Source organism: Rhodococcus sp. 2H158, from assembly GCF_053764755.1.
Window position 1 is genome coordinate 127,777 of the sequence record NZ_JBSNCE010000005.1, and the last position, 18,020, is coordinate 145,796.

Annotated in this window: 16 protein-coding genes; 4 read left to right on the plus strand and 12 right to left on the minus strand. The window is 73.0% G+C overall.

What is annotated here, in order from left to right:
• The first annotated feature begins 15 nt into the window (after positions 1-15).
• Positions 16-1,404 carry an amino acid permease gene (locus ACWPOB_RS06475; protein WP_455400277.1) on the plus strand — a complete coding sequence of 463 codons (1,389 nt, stop codon included), beginning with the start codon at positions 16-18 and terminating at the stop codon, positions 1,402-1,404.
• Positions 1,405-1,425: 21 nt separating this feature from the next.
• Here ACWPOB_RS06475 and ACWPOB_RS06480 read toward each other — a convergent pair whose 3' ends face one another.
• From ACWPOB_RS06480 to ACWPOB_RS06530, 11 genes are all read right to left on the minus strand, one after another.
• Positions 1,426-3,048 (minus strand): substrate-binding domain-containing protein, encoded by a 1,623-nt coding sequence (locus tag ACWPOB_RS06480; protein WP_455400278.1) that lies wholly within the window; start codon positions 3,046-3,048, stop codon positions 1,426-1,428.
• An 82-nt stretch (positions 3,049-3,130) separates the two neighbouring features.
• Positions 3,131-4,396, minus strand: a complete 1,266-nt coding sequence (locus ACWPOB_RS06485; protein WP_455400279.1) for a PucR family transcriptional regulator — start codon at positions 4,394-4,396, stop codon at positions 3,131-3,133.
• Positions 4,397-4,526: 130 nt separating this feature from the next.
• Positions 4,527-5,945, minus strand: a complete 1,419-nt coding sequence (locus ACWPOB_RS06490; RefSeq protein WP_455400280.1) for an acyl-CoA synthetase — start codon at positions 5,943-5,945, stop codon at positions 4,527-4,529.
• Positions 5,946-5,950: 5 nt separating this feature from the next.
• Positions 5,951-6,646: a rhomboid family intramembrane serine protease gene (locus tag ACWPOB_RS06495; protein ID WP_455400281.1), complete on the minus strand. Its 696-nt coding sequence runs from the start codon at positions 6,644-6,646 to the stop codon at positions 5,951-5,953.
• 76 nt (positions 6,647-6,722) lie between these two features.
• On the minus strand, positions 6,723-7,742 hold the full coding sequence (locus ACWPOB_RS06500) for a proline dehydrogenase family protein (protein WP_455400282.1): 1,020 nt from the start codon (positions 7,740-7,742) through the stop codon (positions 6,723-6,725).
• Positions 7,739-9,379, minus strand: a complete 1,641-nt coding sequence (gene pruA / locus ACWPOB_RS06505; RefSeq protein WP_455400283.1) for an L-glutamate gamma-semialdehyde dehydrogenase — start codon at positions 9,377-9,379, stop codon at positions 7,739-7,741. Before pruA ends, ACWPOB_RS06500 begins: the two co-directional genes overlap by 4 nt.
• Before the next feature lie 147 nt (positions 9,380-9,526).
• Positions 9,527-10,612 carry a succinyldiaminopimelate transaminase gene (dapC, locus tag ACWPOB_RS06510; RefSeq protein ID WP_455400337.1) on the minus strand — a complete coding sequence of 362 codons (1,086 nt, stop codon included), beginning with the start codon at positions 10,610-10,612 and terminating at the stop codon, positions 9,527-9,529.
• A gap of 35 nt (positions 10,613-10,647) precedes the next feature.
• On the minus strand, positions 10,648-10,971 hold the full coding sequence (gene fdxA, locus ACWPOB_RS06515; RefSeq protein ID WP_003936066.1) for a ferredoxin: 324 nt from the start codon (positions 10,969-10,971) through the stop codon (positions 10,648-10,650).
• 129 nt (positions 10,972-11,100) lie between these two features.
• On the minus strand, positions 11,101-11,802 hold the full coding sequence (locus tag ACWPOB_RS06520; protein ID WP_455400284.1) for a hypothetical protein: 702 nt from the start codon (positions 11,800-11,802) through the stop codon (positions 11,101-11,103).
• Positions 11,799-14,432 carry a bifunctional FO biosynthesis protein CofGH gene (locus ACWPOB_RS06525; RefSeq protein WP_455400285.1) on the minus strand — a complete coding sequence of 878 codons (2,634 nt, stop codon included), beginning with the start codon at positions 14,430-14,432 and terminating at the stop codon, positions 11,799-11,801. Before ACWPOB_RS06525 ends, ACWPOB_RS06520 begins: the two co-directional genes overlap by 4 nt.
• 60 nt (positions 14,433-14,492) lie before the next feature.
• Positions 14,493-14,681: a hypothetical protein gene (locus ACWPOB_RS06530; protein WP_006933961.1), complete on the minus strand. Its 189-nt coding sequence runs from the start codon at positions 14,679-14,681 to the stop codon at positions 14,493-14,495.
• 174 nt (positions 14,682-14,855) lie between these two features.
• Here ACWPOB_RS06530 and ACWPOB_RS06535 point away from each other — a divergent pair, with 174 nt between their 5' ends.
• The 3 genes from ACWPOB_RS06535 to ACWPOB_RS06545 are packed head-to-tail and all read left to right on the plus strand — an operon-like array spanning position 14,856 to position 17,616.
• On the plus strand, positions 14,856-15,335 hold the full coding sequence (locus ACWPOB_RS06535) for a PH domain-containing protein (RefSeq protein ID WP_455400338.1): 480 nt from the start codon (positions 14,856-14,858) through the stop codon (positions 15,333-15,335).
• Positions 15,332-16,885, plus strand: coding sequence for a PH domain-containing protein (locus ACWPOB_RS06540; RefSeq protein WP_455400286.1), 1,554 nt, complete (start codon positions 15,332-15,334; stop codon positions 16,883-16,885). The genes ACWPOB_RS06535 and ACWPOB_RS06540 overlap by 4 nt, the downstream gene beginning before the upstream one ends.
• Positions 16,882-17,616 carry a uracil-DNA glycosylase gene (locus tag ACWPOB_RS06545; protein WP_455400287.1) on the plus strand — a complete coding sequence of 245 codons (735 nt, stop codon included), beginning with the start codon at positions 16,882-16,884 and terminating at the stop codon, positions 17,614-17,616. Before ACWPOB_RS06540 ends, ACWPOB_RS06545 begins: the two co-directional genes overlap by 4 nt.
• Here the strand turns inward: ACWPOB_RS06545 and ACWPOB_RS06550 are convergent.
• Entirely contained in the window at positions 17,579-18,016 is a 438-nt protein-coding gene (locus ACWPOB_RS06550; RefSeq protein ID WP_100058884.1) for a hypothetical protein, read from the minus strand. The genes ACWPOB_RS06545 and ACWPOB_RS06550 overlap by 38 nt on opposite strands.
• Between the last annotated feature and the right edge of the window lie 4 nt (positions 18,017-18,020).

Here is an 18,020-nt window from a genome sequence, read left to right on the forward strand (position 1 = left end):
CCAGAGAAACCGATCGTGTCGAAAACCGAGCACACACTCACCGAAGTCGACCACCTCGAGCACGGGCTCAAGGTCCGGCACCTGACGATGATGGGACTCGGTTCCGCGATCGGCGCAGGCCTGTTCCTCGGGTCCGGCGTCGGCATCGCCGCCGCCGGACCCGCGGTGATCGTCTCCTACGTCCTGGCCGGCATCATGATCGTCTTCGTGATGCGCATGCTCGGCGAGATGGGAGCGGCCCTCCCGGCCAGCGGATCCTTCTCCCACTACGCCCGCATCGGCATCGGTGAATGGGCCGGCTTCACGATGGGCTGGCTCTACTGGTTCATGCTGATCATGGTGCTGGGCGTGGAGATCACCGGCGCCTCGGCGATCGTGAGCAGCTGGCTGCCGGGCGTGCCGCAATGGGTGGTGGCCCTGGTGTTCGTCACGTTCTTCGCGGTGGTGAACCTCGCGAAGGTCGCCAACTTCGGCGAATTCGAGTTCTGGTTCGCGGCGCTGAAGGTCGCGGTCATCATCGCGTTCCTCGTCATCGGCGTGCTGCTGGTGTTCGGTCTGCTGCCGGACACCGAGCCGGTGGGACTGACACACCTGCTCGGCGACGGCGACGGATTCGCCCCCAACGGGCTCGCCGGTATCGCCGCCGGCCTGCTGGCCGTCGCCTTCGCGTTCGGCGGCATCGAGATCGTCACCATCGCCGCGGCCGAGTCGCGCGACCCCGAGCGGTCCATCGCGACGGCGGTGCGCACCGTCGTGTGGCGCATCAGCCTGTTCTACCTCGGCTCGATCTCGATCATGGTGCTGGTGCTGCCGTGGACGTCGGCGAGCGGGGAGACCTCGCCGTTCGTGAGCGTCCTCGACATCGCCGGCCTGCCGTACGTGTCGGGCTTCATGGAACTCGTCGTGGTGATCGCCCTGCTGTCGGCGTTCAACGCCAACGTCTACGGCACCTCGCGCATGGCGTACTCCCTCGCCCGGGGCGGCGACGGCCCGGTCGTGCTCGCGAAGCTCTCCCGCACGGGTGTTCCCCGCAACGCCGTGCTGCTGTCCGTGTTCTTCGGGTTCGTCTCGGTCCTGCTGAACTGGTGGCTGCCGGAGGACATCCTCGGCATCCTGCTCAACGCGGTCGGCTCCGCCCTGCTGGCGATCTGGATCTTCATCGTCGTCTCGCACCTGCGGCTGCGGCCCACGCTCGAACAGGAGGGCCGCCTCACCGTCCGGATGTGGGCGTTCCCCTACCTGAGCTGGCTGACCCTGGCCATGCTCGGCGCGTTCATCGTGCTCATGCTGTTCGACTCCGCCGCGCGGATACAGCTGGCCTCGACGGCGGTGCTGTTCCTGTTCATCGCCGCGGTGTCCCGGCTGTGGCAGCGCCGGAGCCGGTCCCGCACCGCGGCGCGGTAGTTCCGGGGGCGGCCGGCGGCCTCAGCGCTCGCCGCGGTCGGCGAGGGCGTTGACGAACACGTTCGCGATGTCCGCGGGGTCGCGGGCGACGTAGCTCGAGCCGCCGGTCACGCGGGAGATCTCGGCGAGGGTCTGCGCGTCCGCGTCCTCCGTGATGCCGATCGTCACGACGATCACCGGCCGCGCCGGGTCCTGCTCCCGCGCGAGGATCTCGAGGAGCTGCGCCTCGGTGATGCTGTCCGGATCCTCGTTCGCTCCGTCGGTGAGGACGATGACGCTGTTGACCGCGCGCGGGTCGTAACTCTGCTGCACGGCGCGGAACGCCGCGAGGGTCGTGTCGTACAGGCCGGTGCCACCCCCGACCAGACCGGGCACCTTCTCCGCCTGGGCCGCCATCACCTCACGCTGAGTGCGCCCGTCCACGTCGGTGTCGTACCGCCGGATCGGCACCAGCTCGAGATAGTCCTGGCCGTCACCGCCGAGGTTCTGCGAGAACGCCCACAGCCCGGCGGAGACGCTGTCGGGGAACATCGCATTGCCCGCGAGGGCGGCCCGCACCGTCAGGTCCATCCGGGTGCCGTCGCCGGCCGGAAACCGCATCGAACCGGACACGTCGATCGCGACGAGCGTACGGATCGGCAACGCCATCAGCGACCAGGCGCCGAGCGCCTCCTCCGCCATCGCCTCGTCCCGCAGTGACAGCAGCGGCACGCCCCCGATGCCGCGGCCGTCGGGCAGCGGCTCGCCGTCGGGCCCGCGGAACCCGTGGTCGTGGAACACGTCGAGGGCCTTCTCCGTGCCCAGCACCTCGATCAGTACCCGTGCGGCGTCCGTCGCGCGATGGTGCCGGTCGGGCACGGGCGACGTCACCACCACCGGATACTCCAGCAGGATGCTGCCGTTGTCCGGTACCCGCGCCTCGAGGGCCGACTCGTTCGCCGTCGTGAAGGCCAGCACCTGCTGCTCGGTGGCGACGCCGATGCCGTCGGCGCCGATCGTCGCCAGCAGGTCGGCGCCGCTGGGCGCCTCCTCGGTGCGGATGCTCTCCTTCTGGGCCAGGGGCACCATGGCGGTGCGCACCGTGCCGACGGCGACGGGGTCGTCCTGGGTCTCGGCCAGGGCCGCCCGGATCGGGGCGGCGGCGACGCCGGTCCGCAGCGGGTTGCCCAGCACCAGATCCGGGATCGCGAGGGCGGCGCGCCAGGTGGACACCTGCGGAACCGCCCCCGGGGGCCCGACGAGCACCGCGGGGGTGCTCGCGACCGCCCCGGCGATCATCTGTACCGGCCCCGCGGCGGTCGGTGCCGCGCGACTCGCCCACCACCGGGCATCGGGAATCCACAGGTCGGGCGCGTCGATCCCCTTGCCGAGCAGCCCGGCGACGTCCCCCGGTTCGGCGGTGTCGACCGTGAACTCGTAGCAGCGGGTGTCCGCGTTCCCCGAAAGGACGGAACTCACGGCCGGTTCGATGCTCGGAGCCACGGCGAGGCTGTACTGCTCGACGGTGTCGCATCCCCCGGCCAGGGCGCGGACGACGCCGACTCCGGCCGCCGCGAGCGCCACCACCACCGCTCCGACGACTACGACAACCCGGGTCGATCGGCCGTCACGTGCCGTCCGCACGCTGTGGCGGCCTCCTGCCATGTGGTTGGTCCTCCCCTGCCGGTGCCGGGCCGCGCGGCACACACCGTCGTCATGATCTGCGCCACATCGTAACGGTCCGGTATCACGTGCCGTCGGAAGGTGAGCCGCCGGTTGCCGCTCCGCTCTGGAGGCGCCGCGCGACGAGCGCGGCGTGCAGGTGCCGCAGCCCGGAAGGGACGGTGGGATCGAACCCGGTGAGCTGCGCGACCCGCTTGAGCCGGTAGTCCACGGTGTTGGCGTGCACGTGCAGGCTCCGCGCGGTGCGCTGGCGGCTCAGTTCGTGGGCGATGTGGGTCTCGAGGGTCTCGACCAGCTCCGGCGCGTCGGCCAGCGGTTCGAGCACCCGCACGAGGTGTTCGCGGGCCGGCCCGGGCCGGGTGAGCTGATACTCGAACGCCAGGTCCTGCATCCGGTACACGCCCGCGGGCCGGCGCAGATGGCCGACCAGTTCGAGCAGCTCGTGCGCCTGGTGCGCCGCGGCGGGGATGCCCGGGACGTCGGACTCGACGAGCGAGACCGTCAGCGGCACCCCCGCGGCGCGCGCGACCCGCTCGTAGAGCGCGGTGCGGATGTGCTCGGCCGGGGTGTCGCCGAGCAGCACGGTGCCGCCCTCGGGTCCGAGCATGGTCAGCTGCCGGCCGTCGCACACCCGATCCAGCTCGGTCTCGAGCCGCCGCAGGGTACGCCGCGCGACGACCTCCGGCCGCACGTGCGGGTTGCGCTCGTCCGGGTGCCGGCCCAGCCGCACGCCCAGCACCGTGTACCGCTCGGCCAGCTCGAGCCCGGACCGGCGCGCGACGGCGGCGGCGTCCTGCCCGCCGAGCAGGGCCGTCACGAGTTCCTGGGCCGCGACGTCGCGGTTGCGGCGCATCGCCTCGAGCTCGGCGACGAACCCGGTGGTCGCGGCGACGGTGACGCGTTCGAGCAGCGCCATCCACAGCCGCGACGCCGCGGCGACCGACTCGACGTCGCCCTCGCGGGCCCGGGCGGTGACGAGTTCCCAGCCCAGCCGGATGCCCTCGTGGTAGATGCGCAGCATGTATTCCAGACGGAACCCGGCGCGCGCCCACTGGGCGGCGCTGCTGCGCAGCTCCGACAGGTCGGCGTCGGTCGGCAGCTCCCCCGCGTCGAGCACCTGGATCGCCAGGCGCAGGCACCGGACGGTGATCTCGGTGACGTCGCCGCGCAGGGCTTCGCCCGGTTGCAGCGAACACGGCGCGACGTTGTCCGCGAAGTGTGCGACCAGCTTGCGGGCGACGGCGCGCAGGTCCCGCAGCGGGACCGAGGCGGGCCGTCCGTCGACGACGAACGCCACCCCGGACCGCGAACCGTATTCGGACACCGACATTCCGCGGAACCCCCCATGACTCCGGAAAGAGACGAACTTACTCTGCCGTAGGAAGGTACGTGGCCCGGGCGAATCGGACAAGGGCCCGCAGAGACGTGGCTCACACCCGGCGGCGACGACGGGCCGAGACTCAGGTCAGCAGCTGCTTCTTCTGGACCTTGCCCATCGCGTTGCGCGGGAGGGTGTCCACCACCCGCACCTCCCGCGGCCGCTTGTGCACGGAGAGCTGACGGGCCACGAGCTCGATCAGCGCGCCCGGGTCGACGGCCGGGCCGTCCGGTGCGGGCACCACGAAGGCGACGATGCGCTGGCCCAGGTCCTCGTCGGGGACGCCCACCACCGCGACCTCCCGCACGGACGGATCGCCGAGCAGCACGGTCTCGATCTCGCCGGCCCCGACCCGGAAGCCGCCGGACTTGATCAGGTCCGTCGACTCGCGACCGACGATGCGGTGGAACCCGCCCGGATCGATCGCCGCGACGTCGCCGGTGACGAACCACCCGTCCGGGGTCCACGCCGCGGCCGTCGCGTCGGGACGGTTCAGGTAGCCGTCGAACAGCATCGGGCCGCGCACCTGCAGCCCGCCGATGCTCTCCCCGTCGTGGGGGACGTCGTTGCCGTGCTCGTCGCGCAGCCGGGTTTCGACTCCGCGCACCGGAGTGCCCACCCATCCGGGCCGGCGCTCCGCGTCCACCCGGGTGCTGAGCGTCAGCATCGTCTCGCTCATCCCGTACCGCTCGATCGGGGTCAGCCCGGTCAGCTCGCGCAGACGCTCGAACACCGGGACGGGCAGCGGCGCGCTGCCCGACACGAGCAGCCGCGCACCGCTCAGGGCCTTCGCCGACTCCTCGTCCTCCACGACGCGCGACCACACCGTCGGCACCCCGAAGTACAGGGTGCCGTGCGCCTGCGCGTACGCCTCCGGGGTGGGCCTGCCGGTGTGGACCAGCCGGCTGCCGACGCGCAGCGGACCGAGCACGCCGAGGATCAGGCCGTGCACATGGAACAAGGGCAGCCCGTGCACCAGGGTGTCGCGTTCGGTCCAGTCCCACGCCTCGGCCAGCGCGTCGATCCCGGCCGCGATCGCGCGGCGGCTCAGCAGCACGCCCTTCGGCGCGCCGGTGGTGCCGGAGGTGTACAGCACGAACGCCGTGCGGGACGGATCGGGCTCCGGGTGGCTGTGCCAGTCGCGGGCGTGCAGCCGCACCGGCACCACCGGAAGGCCGGGTTCGTCCGGCGCGTCCCCGAGCCACGCCTGAGCTCCGGAGTCGCGCAGGATGTGCTCCCGTTCGGCGGGACCGGAGTCCGGTGGCACCGGGACGACGGTGACCCCGGCGAGCAGGCAGCCCACCACCGCGATCACCGTCGTCGCCGTCGGCGCGGCGAGCACCGCGAGACGTTCGGCTCCGCCGATGCGGCGGGCCAGGGCACCGGCCGCGCCGAGGATGTCGCTGCGCGAGAGCGTGTGGCCGTCGATGCGGACCGCGTCGGGCAGGTCGTCGCCGCGCGCGACGGCCAGGGGGTTGAGGGAACGAAGCAGCGAAGACACGTCGGTCAGGATCGCACAGCCGCCGCGAGGGCGGCGCGGCGCGGCGGCGCCACCGTCCCGAGCACCGCGCCGAGCAGCACACCGACGAGGACGGCCACGCCGTGCCCGTCACCGGCCACCACCAGCACCGCCCCGGCGAGGCAGATGCCGACGGCGGCCGCGAGCACGGCCCCGCGGGCGCCGACCGCCAGCCACAGGCCCGCGATCGACCCCGCGACCGCGAACGACGCGCCCGAGCTGCCGGCACCGGTCGACGGCGACACGAACGCGGTGAACAGTCCGAACAGCAGCTGGCTCACCGCGAACAACCCGACCGCCCGGCCCGGGCCCCACACCCGCACCGCGACGGTCGCGACGACGGCGAGGAGAAGCAGATTCACCAGGGTGACGAACACGCCGCCGTCCTGCACGAGCACCGAGGTCAGGACCCGCCACCATTCGTCCTCGGCGCGGATCCGCAGCGGGTCGCGCCCGAACGTCCCGAGCAGCGACGGCACGGCCAGGCGCAGCAGCGACGGGACCGCGACGACGAGCCACAGCACGAGCGCGGTCACCGGCGGCGGCCACAGCAGCCGCCCCGGCGGGGGCCACCACACCAGCCGCCCCGGCGGCGCGCACCGACGCTGCGCGAGCAGCACCGCGAGGGCCGCGACGAGGGCGAGCAGGAGCACCGAACCGGGGTCGGCGTCCGAGGTGCTCACGGGCGTCAATGTACCTGCGGACGTGCCCGGCGTCCGGTTCCGTCGACGGCGGGTCCGCTCCCCCGGCGCCGGGCGTTCAATCCCGTGACACCACCGAGCGCAGGAAGAACCGCAGGTTCGACGGCCGCTCCGCGAGCCGCCGCATCAGGTAGCCGTACCACTGGGCCCCGTAGGGGACGTACACCCGCATGCGCAGCCCGGCGCCGGCGAGCCGGCGCTGTTCGAGGTCGCGGATCCCGTACAGCATCTGATGCTCGAATCCGTCCGGGCCACGGGCGTACTCGGCGGCGAGCGGTCCCGCGGCCGCCACGATCGCCGGGTCGTGCGAGGCCACCATCGGATAGCCCTGCCCGGCCATGAGCACCCGCAGGCACCGCAGATACGAGGCGTCCACCTCGGCGGAATCCTGGTACGCCACCGACGCCGGTTCGCGATAGGCGCCCTTGCACAGCCGCACCCGCGAGCCCGGGCCGGACAGGTCCCGGCAGTCCGCCTCGGTGCGGCGCAGGTAGGCCTGCAGCACGGCACCGACCCAGGGGAAGTCCTCGCGCAGCCGCCGCACGATCGACAGGGTGGCGTCGGTGGTGGTGTGGTCCTCGGCGTCGACGGTGACCCACACCCCCGCCGCGGCGGCGGCCGCGCAGATCCGCCGGGCGTGCTCGAGCGCGAGGCCGGGGCCCTCGGCGCCGAGGGCCAGGCCGAGCGCGGTGAGCTTGACCGACACCTCCACCGCCGGCATCGGCGCACCGCGCTCGACCAGCGGCGCCAGGTCGGCGATCAGCGCCTCGTATTCGGCGACGATCGTCCGGGCCTGCGCGAGATCGGTGGTGTCCTCCCCGAGGTGGTCGATGCTCACCGCCCGCCCGGTGCCGAGCAGGGCCTTCGTGGCCGCCAGCGCGTCGGGGCGGGTGTCGCCGGCGACGAACCGGTCGACGAGCCGGCGTGTCGGCGGCGCCGTGGTGACCAGCGCCCGGACGCGGGGCGACTTCGCGGCCGCGAGGATCACCGGCCGCAGCGGGTTCGACGCCAGCCGCGGCAGCGCCCGCGACGTCACGGGCGGCGACGACAGCGGTTCCGAGGCGACCACGGACCTCACCCGCCCTTCATGTGCGGGTACCGGTAGTCCGTCGGTGGCACGAACGTCTCCTTGATCGTCCGCGCCGACACCCAGCGCAGCAGGTTCAGCGGCGAGCCCGCCTTGTCGTCGGTGCCGGACGCCCGGCCGCCGCCGAAGGGTTGCTGCCCCACCACCGCGCCCGTGGGTTTGTCGTTGACGTAGAAGTTGCCGGCCGCGAACCGCAGCGCGGCGGTGGCCTCCTCGACGGCCGCGCGGTCCTCGGCGATCACCGAGCCGGTGAGCGCGTAGGGGGCGCCGCGGTCGACGAGGTCGAGCACCCGCCTCCACGCGTCCGGCTCCGCGTCGTCGTAGACGTGCACGCTCAGCACCGGACCGAAGTACTCCGTGCACATCGACTCGTCACCCGGATCGTCGGTGAGCAGGACGGTGGGCCGCACGAACCAGCCGACCCACTGGTCGTACCCGCCGCCGACGGCGATCTCGATCGACTCGCGGTCGCGGGCCCGCTCGAGGGAGCCGACGACCTTCTCGTATGCGGTCCGGTCGATCAGGGCGCCGCCGAAGTTCGACAGGTCGGTCACGTCGCCGTAGGTCAGGCTCTCGACCTCGTCGAGGAACTCGGTGCGCATGCGCCGCCACAGGGAGCGGGGCAGGAACGCCCGCGACGCCGCCGAGCACTTCTGGCCCTGGTATTCGAAGGCCCCTCGGATCAGGGCCGTGGACAGCACGCCCGGATCGGCCGACGGATGCGCGAGGACGAAGTCCTTGCCGCCGGTCTCCCCCACCAGCCGCGGATACGTGCGGTAGCCGTCGATGTTGGCCCCGACCTCCCGCCACAGGTGCTGGAACGTCCGGGTCGACCCGGTGAAGTGGATACCGGCCAGCCGCGGATCGCGCAGGAGCACCTCCGACGCGACCCGGCCGTCCCCGGTGATCAGATTGATCACGCCCGGCGGCATCCCCGCCGCCTCGAGCAGGCGCATCGTCCAGTACGCCGACAGGGACTGCGTCGGTGCGGGCTTCCACACCACGGTGTTGCCCAGCAGCGCCGGAGCGGTGGGCAGGTTCCCGGCGATCGCCGTGAAGTTGAACGGGGTGATCGCGTACACGAACCCCTCGAGCGGCCGGTAGTCCATCCGGTTCCACACGCCCGGCGACGAATACGGCTGGTCGGCGAGCAGCGCCCGGGCGAAGTGCACGTTGAACCGCCAGAAGTCGACCAGTTCGCACGGCGCGTCGATCTCCGCCTGCTGCACCGACTTGGACTGGCCCAGCATGGTGGCGGCCGCGAGCGTCTCACGCCACGGCCCGGCGAGCAGGTCGGCTGCCCGCAGCAGCACGGCCGCGCGGGCGTCGAACGACATCTCCCGCCACGCGGGGGCCGCGGCCGTCGCCGCCTCGACGGCCGCCGTCGCGTCCGCCGGGGTGGCGTTGCGCAGGGTGCCGAGCACCGCGTGATGGTTGTGGGGCTGCACGATGTCGAAGCGATCGCCCTCACCGTGCACGTGCTCGCCGCCGATGACGTGCGAGACGTCCACCGGTTCGGCCGCCAGCTCCTTCAGCTTGGCGGTCAGTCGCTCCCGCTCCGGGCTGCCGGGAGCGTAGGTGTGGACCGGCTCGTTGGCCGGCGCAGGAACTGCAGTGACGGCGTCCATGGGGCCTCCCTGGGCCCAGGGTAGCGCCGAACACCGCCTCGCATACGGCAATCCTGCTCGGGCAGCGTCGCTTCCGCCGCGCGCCGGTGCACGGCTGCACCGCCGGTCGGCCGCTGCGCGCGCGTCACATCAGCTGTTGCGCGCGCGTCACATCAGCCGCTTGGCGGCGGCTGCGATCCTCTCGTCCGAGGCCGTCAGCGCGATCCGCACGTGCTGGACGCCGCCGGGACCGTAGAACTCGCCCGGGGCCACGAGGATTCCGCGCTCGGCGAACCAGTCCACCGTCGCGCGGCACTCCTCGCCGCGGCTTGCCCACAGGTACAGGCCGGCTTCGGAGTGATCCACCGCGAACCCGGCACCGCGGACGGCCGCGAGCAGCACCTCGCGGCGCTTGCGGTACAGCTCACGCTGCGCGTTCTCGTGTTCGTCGTCGTTCAGCGCGACGGTCATCGCCGCCTGAATCGGCAGCGGCACCATCATGCCTGCGTGCTTACGCACCTCGAGCAGGTCCGCGACGAGTTCGGCGTCGCCGGTGACGAAGCCGGCGCGGTAGCTGGCCAGGTTCGACGTCTTCGACAGCGAGTGCACTGCGAGCAGGTTCGTGTGGTCGCCGTCGCACACGCTCGGGTGCAGGATGGACAGTGCCTCACCCTCCCAGGTCAGGCCCAGGTAGCACTCGTCGGAGACGACGATCGCGTCGCGGCTGCGCGCCCAGTCCACCACCTTGCGCAGGTGTTCGAGGCCGAGCACCTTGCCCGTCGGGTTCGACGGCGAGTTCACGAACACCAGCGCCGCGCCCTCGGGTCCCAGGCGGTTGAGCCCGTCGGCACGAATGATCCGCGTGCCGGCGAGCAGCGCTCCCACCTCGTACGTCGGGTACGCCAGCTCGGGGATCACCACCAGGTCGCTGCCGCCGAGGCCGAGGAGGCTCGGCAGCCAGGCGATCATCTCCTTGGTGCCGATGGCCGGCAGGATCGCGGACTCGTCGATGCCGGTGACACCGTAGCGGCGGGCCAGCGCCCCGACCGCGGCGGCGCGCAGCGCTTCCGTGCCGTGGGTGGTCGGATACCCGGATTCCTCCGCGACGGCGAGCAGCGCCTCACGGATGACCGGGGCGACGGGGTCGACGGGGGTGCCGACCGAGAGATTGACGATGCCGCCGGGGTGCGCGGCCGCCTTCTCCTTCGCGCCGGTCAGCGAGTCCCACGGAAAGTCCGGCAGGCTCGCGGCCACCGAACGACGAGTGCGCGTCACGGTACCGCCGATCACTATTCCTCGCCCATGGGCGGCAGGGCCTTGACGAACGGCGGGTCGTAGTCGACCTTGCCGAGCTTGGCGGCGCCGCCCGGGGATCCGAGATCGTCGAAGAAGTCGACGTTGGCCTTGACGTACGCGTTCCACTCGTCCGGCACGTCGTCCTCGTAGAAGATCGCCTCGACGGGGCACACCGGCTCGCAGGCACCGCAGTCCACGCACTCGTCCGGATGGATGTACAGCATGCGACCGCCCTCGTAGATGCAGTCGACCGGGCATTCCTCGATGCACGCCTTGTCCAACACGTCCACGCACGGTTCCGCAATCGTGTACGTCACTGGTGTTCTCCCTGCCTCTCTGGTCGCCCGCCCACCTGCACGGTCACGCCGAATCGGGGCGCGCTCCGCGTCCGTCGACGTCCAGTATCCCCCGCCGCGGGGACGCCCCTCCGAGTTAGGGTGCCCTGACTAGATGGGCCCCGGCTGGGCGCACAGCCACTGCTGCCCGTCCGCGGCGGCCCGGGACAGGGCGGACCGCTCTCCGACGTATCCGGCCAGCGCCCCCACCAGCGGCAGCACGCCGAGCGCGCGCCACGCGCCCGACGGCTGTGGACGCCGCGCGAGTTCCGCGTTCACCGCCCGGACCAGGTCGATCGTCGACCGCACCGGACGCCGCACCCACGACAGCGGCGTCCCGGTTTCGCCCGTGCCGAGGAGGTCGCGGCGGCACAGCACGGCCGCGAGCATCCGCACCTGGCGGTCGCGGTCGTGGATTCCGCATTCCCGGGCGACGGCGAGCAGCACGATCGCCTGGTTGACGAAGCCGAGTGCGTCCTGCAGCGGCAGCATCCGGCCCACCACCCCCAGCATGCCGGGGAAGGCGACGGGCAGCGTCGAGACCGAGCCGAGCCCGCCGACCCACCAGTTCACCCGCTCCTGTTCCGACGCGGCCGCCCACGCCGCCGTGCCCGGCACGCGACCGGCGTCGAGCACGGCCGCGGCCGCGTCGAGCACCTGCTCGACCGGGGTCCGCTCCCGCACCGTCGGCACGAACGTGCGGGCCTTGAGCCCGAACGGGTCGAGGTACGCCAGGTCGAACAGTGGCCCGACACCCGCGGCGGTCGCGTCCAGGGCCGCCGCGACGACTCCGTCGCCCAGCCTGGGGCTCACCGGCCGGCCCCGCTGAGGGCGCCCCCGTCGACGGCGAGCGGTGCGTAGGCGGTGGTGCGTTGGCGGGCCGGGCGACCGATACCCTCGGCGATCGCCACGAGTTCTGCCACGGTCTTCTCCGAGCCGTGCTGGGAACCCGCCATCCGGGAGATCGTCTCCTCCATCAGGGTGCCGCCGAGGTCGTTGGCGCCGCCCTGCAGCATCGCCTGCGTGCCGGCGACACCGAGCTTGACCCAGCTGGTCTGGATGTTGTCGATCCGGCCGTGCAGCATGATCCGCGCCAGCGCGTGCGCGGCGCGGTTGTCGCGCAACGTCGGACCGGGCCGCGACGCACCGGCCAGGTACAGCGGCGACGACTGGTGCACGAACGGCAGCAGCACGAACTCCGTGAAGCCGCCGGTGCGGTCCTGGATCCCGCGCAGCACGTTCAGGTGCCCCACCCAGTGGTGCGGCTGGTCGACGTGGCCGTACATCATCGTCGAGCTGGACCGCAGCCCCACCTCGTGCGCGGTGGTGACCACCTCGATCCACTCTGCGGTGGGCAGCTTGCCCTTGGTGAGCACCCAGCGGACCTCGTCGTCGAGGATCTCCGCGGCGGTGCCGGGGATCGTGTCGAGGCCGGCCTCACGCAGCTCGGTCAGCCAGTCGCGGACGGACACGCCGCTGCGGGAGACGCCGTTGGCGATCTCCATCGGGGAGAAGGCGTGCACGTGCATCGACGGCACCCGCTCTTTGACCGCGCGGACCAGGTCGGCATAGCCGGTGACGGGCAGTTCCGGGTCGATGCCGCCCTGCATGCACACCTCGGTGGCACCGGCGACGTGCGCCTCCCACGCCCGGTCCGCGACCTCGGCGGTGGACAGGGTGAACGCGTCGGCGTCGCCCTTGCGCTGCGCGAACGCGCAGAACCGGCAGCCGGTGTAGCAGATGTTGGTGAAGTTGATGTTCCGGTTGATCACGTACGTGACGTCGTCGCCGACCGTGTCGCGGCGCAGCTGGTCGGCCAGGGCGACGACCGCCTCGAGGCCGGGCCCGTCGGCGTGCGCGAGGGCGACGTACTGGGCGTCGGTACAACCGGCGGGGTCCTTCTCCGCGGCGCGCAGCGCGGAGAGCACGTCCCCGTCCAACCGCACCGGGGCATTCGCGCCGAGCGCGAGGACCTGCTCGCGCACGGTGTCCCAGTCGCCGAACGCGCTGCCGAGGTCGGAGCGGTACTCGGTGTTGCGACCGGTCACGTCGATCTCGGAGTTCAGATCCACGCGGCCGCTGGACTCCCAATCGAGGTCGGGCTCCTGCCACGGCTGCCCCTGCGGGATCACGTCCCGGGCCAGACCGGTCGCCGGGTCCGCCAGCGCGCGCACGTGGGCGGCGATCCGCGGGTCGATCCACGGCTGACCGGCCAGCACGTACTGCGGCTGGGCCGCGATCCGCTCGGTGAGGGTGAACCCGGCGTCGGCGCTGATCCGTGCGAGCGCGTCCAGGTTCGGCCACGGCCGTTCCGGGTTGACGTGGTCCGGGGTCAGCGGTGAGACCCCACCCCAGTCGTCGACGCCCGCGGCGAGCAGCGCGCGGCACTCGTCGGCGGCGACGAGGTTCGGCGGCGCCTGGATGCGCATGGACGGGCCGAGCACGAGCCGGGCCACGGCGATCGCGGCCCGGAACTCGTCGAGTCCGGCGTCGTCCACGTCGCGCATCGCGGTGTCGTCCTTCGCCCGGAAGTTCTGCACGATCACTTCCTGGATGTGCCCGAACGCCTTGTGCTGCTTGCGGATTGCCGCGATGGATTCGGCGCGCTCGGTGAGCGTCTCGCCGATTCCGACGAGGATTCCGGTCGTGAAGGGCACCGACAGCCGGCCCGCGTCGGTGAGTACCCGCAGCCGCACCGCCGGGTCCTTGTCGGGGCTGCCGTGGTGGCACTCCCCCTGCTCGGTGAACAACCGGGTCGACGTGGTCTCGAGCATCATGCCCATCGACGGGGCCACCGGCTTGAGACGGGACATCTCGGCCCAGCTCATCACCCCGGGGTTCAGGTGCGGCAGCAGCCCGGTCTCCTCGAGAACCCGGATCGCCATCGCGCGCACGTAGTCGAGGGTCGAGTCGTAGCCCCGCTCGTCGAGCCACTGCCGCGCCTCCGGCCAGCGCTCCTCGGGCCGGTCACCGAGGGTGAAAAGCGCTTCCTTGCAACCCAGTTCGGCTCCACGCCGCGCGATGTCCAGGATCTCGTCGGGCTCGAGATACATCCCCTGCCCGGCGGCGCGCAGCTTGCCCGGCACGGTCACGAACGTGCAGTAGTGGCAGCGGTCCCGGCACAGCCGGGTGATGGGGACGAACACCTTGCGGGAATACGTGACCGTGCCCGGCCGCCCCGCCGCGAGCAGACCGGCGTCGCGCACCCGGGCGGCCGAGGCACACAGGTCCTCGAGATCCGATCCCCGGGCGGCGAGCAGGATCGCGGCCTCGTCGACGTTGAGCGTCGCCCCGTCCCGCGCGCGCCGCAACGCCCGCCGCATGCCCGACGGCGAAACCCGCGCAGGATCCGCCGCGGACGAGGCGGGCCCGACCGCGCCGGCGCGGACCGAGGGCAGGGGCAACATCGCGGGCGTGGCACCGTCGTGGGTCGAATCGGTCATTCGCCGATCATGCGCCACCCGCCGTACCCATGCCACCTCGGGGGCACGTCCCCGGCGAACTCACTCGCGGGGATAGTCCTCGTCTCCCGGGACGACCCGGCTCTGCTCGAGAACGTCCGCGGGCTCCACTTCGAGCGGCACCGAGGTCACCTCGTCGTCGGCCGGTTCGTCCTCGGCCGGCATCTCCTGCTCGATCCGATCGGCCTCGGGCAGTTCCGTGTATTCGGTGGTCTCCGATGATTCGGTCACGGCGGTCCTCCTCCTCGTGTCGACTCCGAACCCGGTCGCGGCATTGCCGGGTTTGCTCGCCCGATCAGCTTAGCCTGGAACCGACTGGACACCACCGACGAGGAGAACCGCGTGAACCGGGACGACCCCCCGCCGCCCCCGGCAGCCGGCAGGGCCGCCCCGCCGCCGGTGACGATGGCCGATCCGGCGTGGCGCCCCAGCCCGAGGGCGCGGCTGCTGTGGGCGGTGAGCGCCGCGCTGCTGTGGGTGCCGGTCGTGGCCGCGCAGGTGGTGTGGGCGATCGTCGACTCCGGCCGGCACCCGGGTTGGCACGTCGCCGCCGGCGTCGCCACCGCGGTTCTCGCCGTCGCGCACGTGGCCGTGATGCCGATGTGGCGGTACCGGGTGCACCGCTGGGAGATCACCGACACCGCCGTGTACACGCGCTCGGGGTGGATCACCCAGGAACGCCGGATCGCGCCGATCTCCCGGATCCAGACGGTCGACACGGAGCGCGGCCCGATCGAACGATGGCTCGGCCTCGCCACCGTCACCGTCACCACCGCCTCGTCCGCGGGCGCCGTGGCGATCACCGCTCTCGACGTCGGGGTCGCCGACGCCACCGCCGCCCGGCTCACCGCTATCGCCGGCAGCAGCCAGGCCGATGCCACGTGAGCGACGTACCCGTGCCGCCGGAGCGGGAGGACGCCCCCGCCCTCGCCGCCGAGGCCGAGCAGCCGTGGTTGCGGCTGGATCCGCGGATGCTGCTGATCCACCCCGTCGAGGAGGTATTGCGGTTGTTGCCGGTGCTGGTGGCGTCGGTGCTGCTCGGCAGCAGCAGCGGCAATCACGGCTGGGGCCTGGCGGTGGCCGCGCTGCTGGTGGTGATCGGCATGCTGCGCTGGTTCACCACGACCTACCGGATCGGACCGGTACACGTGGAGCTGCGCCGGGGCCTGCTGCAGCGCCAGCTGCTGTCGGTGCCGCGCAGCCGCATCCGGTCGGTGGACGTCGAGCAGCGCGTGCTGCACCGGCTGCTCGGGCTGGCGGTGGTGCGGATCGGGACCGGCCAGCGGACCGGCGCCGGACGCGACCGCAACCGGTTCGAGCTGAACGGCCTGGCGGTCGGCGCCGTGCCGGCGCTGCGCGCCGCCCTGCTCAGCACGCACACGGGGGCGCCGGCCGAGGCGGCCGGGGTGGCCGCCCCGGCCGAAACCGCGATCGCCCGGTTCCGGCCGGGCTGGGTGCGCTACGCCCCGTTCTCGACCACGGGGCTGGTCACCGTCGCGGCGGTGGTGGGACTCGCCTTCCAGTACGGGATCGCCGAGCGGCTCGGCGAGTCGGCCACCGTCGAGCGTGGGCTGTCGTCGGTCGAGGCCGCCGGCCCGTTCGTCGCCGCCGTGCTCGGCCTGCTCGTTCTGGGCGTAGTGGCGAGCCTGGCGGCGTGCGTGCGGTACGTGCTGCTGTACGCGGACCTGTCGGTCACCGACGACGGGCGGATGCTGCGGGTCGGGCACGGCCTGCTGCGGCACCGGCACACCACCCTGGACCGGCGCCGCCTGCGCGGCGTGAGCCTTCGCGAGCCGCTTGCGCTGCGCCTGGCCGGCGGGGCCCGCCTGGACGCGGTGATGACCGGCGTCGCCGCCGAGCACGGCGAGTCGTCGCTGCTGTTGCCGCCCGCGCCCTCCGCCGAGGCGCGACGGGTCGCGGCGGCGGTGCTGCGCGACACGCGTCAGCTCGACGCCCCGCTGCGGCCGCACGGCCCGGCGGCGCGGCGGCGACGGTTCACCCGGGCGCTGAGTCCCGTGGCGCTGGCCGTCGCCGCCGGTGCGACGGCGGTCGCGGTCACCGGCCGCACCGTCCCGGTGGCGGCATGGGGTCCGGCGGTCGCGGCCGTCACGGTGGCGGCGGTGGGACTGGCGTGGGATCGCTACCGCAGCCTGGGGCATGCCGTGCTGGGCGCCGGGACGCAGGACGCGACGGCGTGGCTGATCACCCGCGGCGGATCGCTGGATCGGCGCCGCGTCTCGCTCGAGGCGGACGGCATCATCAGCTGGACGGTGCGGCAGACGTTCTTCCAGCGCCGCGCCGGGGTGGCGACGGTCGTCGCCGCGACCCCGGCCGGTACGGGCCGCTACGCGGTGGTGGACCTCCCCGCGGAGCAGGCGTGGGCGCTGGTCGAGGCGGTCACTCCCGGGGCCGGCGACGGATGGGTGCGCCGATGAACCCGATCGATCGGCCCCCGGACCTGGCCACGCTCGACGCGCGCCTGATCGAGTGCCGGGCCTGCCCGCGCCTGGTCGCGTGGCGGGAGCAGGTGGGCCGGGAGAAGCGTGCCGCATACCGCGACGAGGAGTACTGGGCGCGTCCCGTGCCCGGGTTCGGACCGGCGGATGCGTCCCTGCTGATCGTGGGCCTGGCCCCGGCCGCGCACGGCGGCAACCGGACCGGCCGGATGTTCACCGGCGACCGCTCGGGCGACTTCCTGTACGCCGCGCTGCACGCGGCGGGCCTGGCGTCGCAGCCCACCGCGACGCACCGCGGCGACGGCCTCGAACTGTTCGGCACCCGCGTCACGTCGCCGGTGCACTGCGCGCCGCCGGCCAACCGGCCGACGCCGCAGGAGCGGGACACGTGCCGCACCTGGCTCGACGCGGAGCTGCAGCTGCTGGCGCCGACGTTGCGCTCGGTCGTGGTGCTCGGCGGCTTCGGATGGCAGGCGCTGCTCCCGGTGCTCGACGACGCCGGCTGGGCCGTGCCGCGTCCCCGCCCCGGATTCGGGCACGGCACGGCGGTGGAACTGCGGCCGCGCGGCGACGCTGCGGACCGCAGGCCGCTACACGTGTTCGGTTGCTATCACGTGAGCCAGCAGAACACGTTCACCGGCCGGCTCACCCCGGCCATGCTCACCGCCGTGCTCACGGACGCGGCGCGGGCTGCCGGACTGCGCTCGTGAGCGCGGCCATGCGGGCGACGAACAGGTGCAACCCGGCGGGGGCGAGCGCACCGACCGGCAGCAGCAGGGTCCGCCAGTCGGCGACGAGGAGCTGATCGCCGCCGGGACCGCCGGCCAGGCACACCACGAAGCCGACGATCCACGCCAGCAGCGGCCACGCCGCGCGCGAGGTGGACCCGGTCTCGGCGCGCATCGCCATCACCAGGAGCATGTTCGCCGCGCCGGCCAGCACGATCGTGATCGGGAACGGCACCGTGCCGATGTACAGGCCGAGGAAGAACACGGACAGCAGCGCGCAGAGGAAGCCGTCGAAGGTCAGCAGCGCGACGATGCCCGGCCGCGGCTTCGGCGCCGGCGGGGCGGGGGCTTCGGTGGCTGTGGTGGCGGGATCGACCGTCATCGTT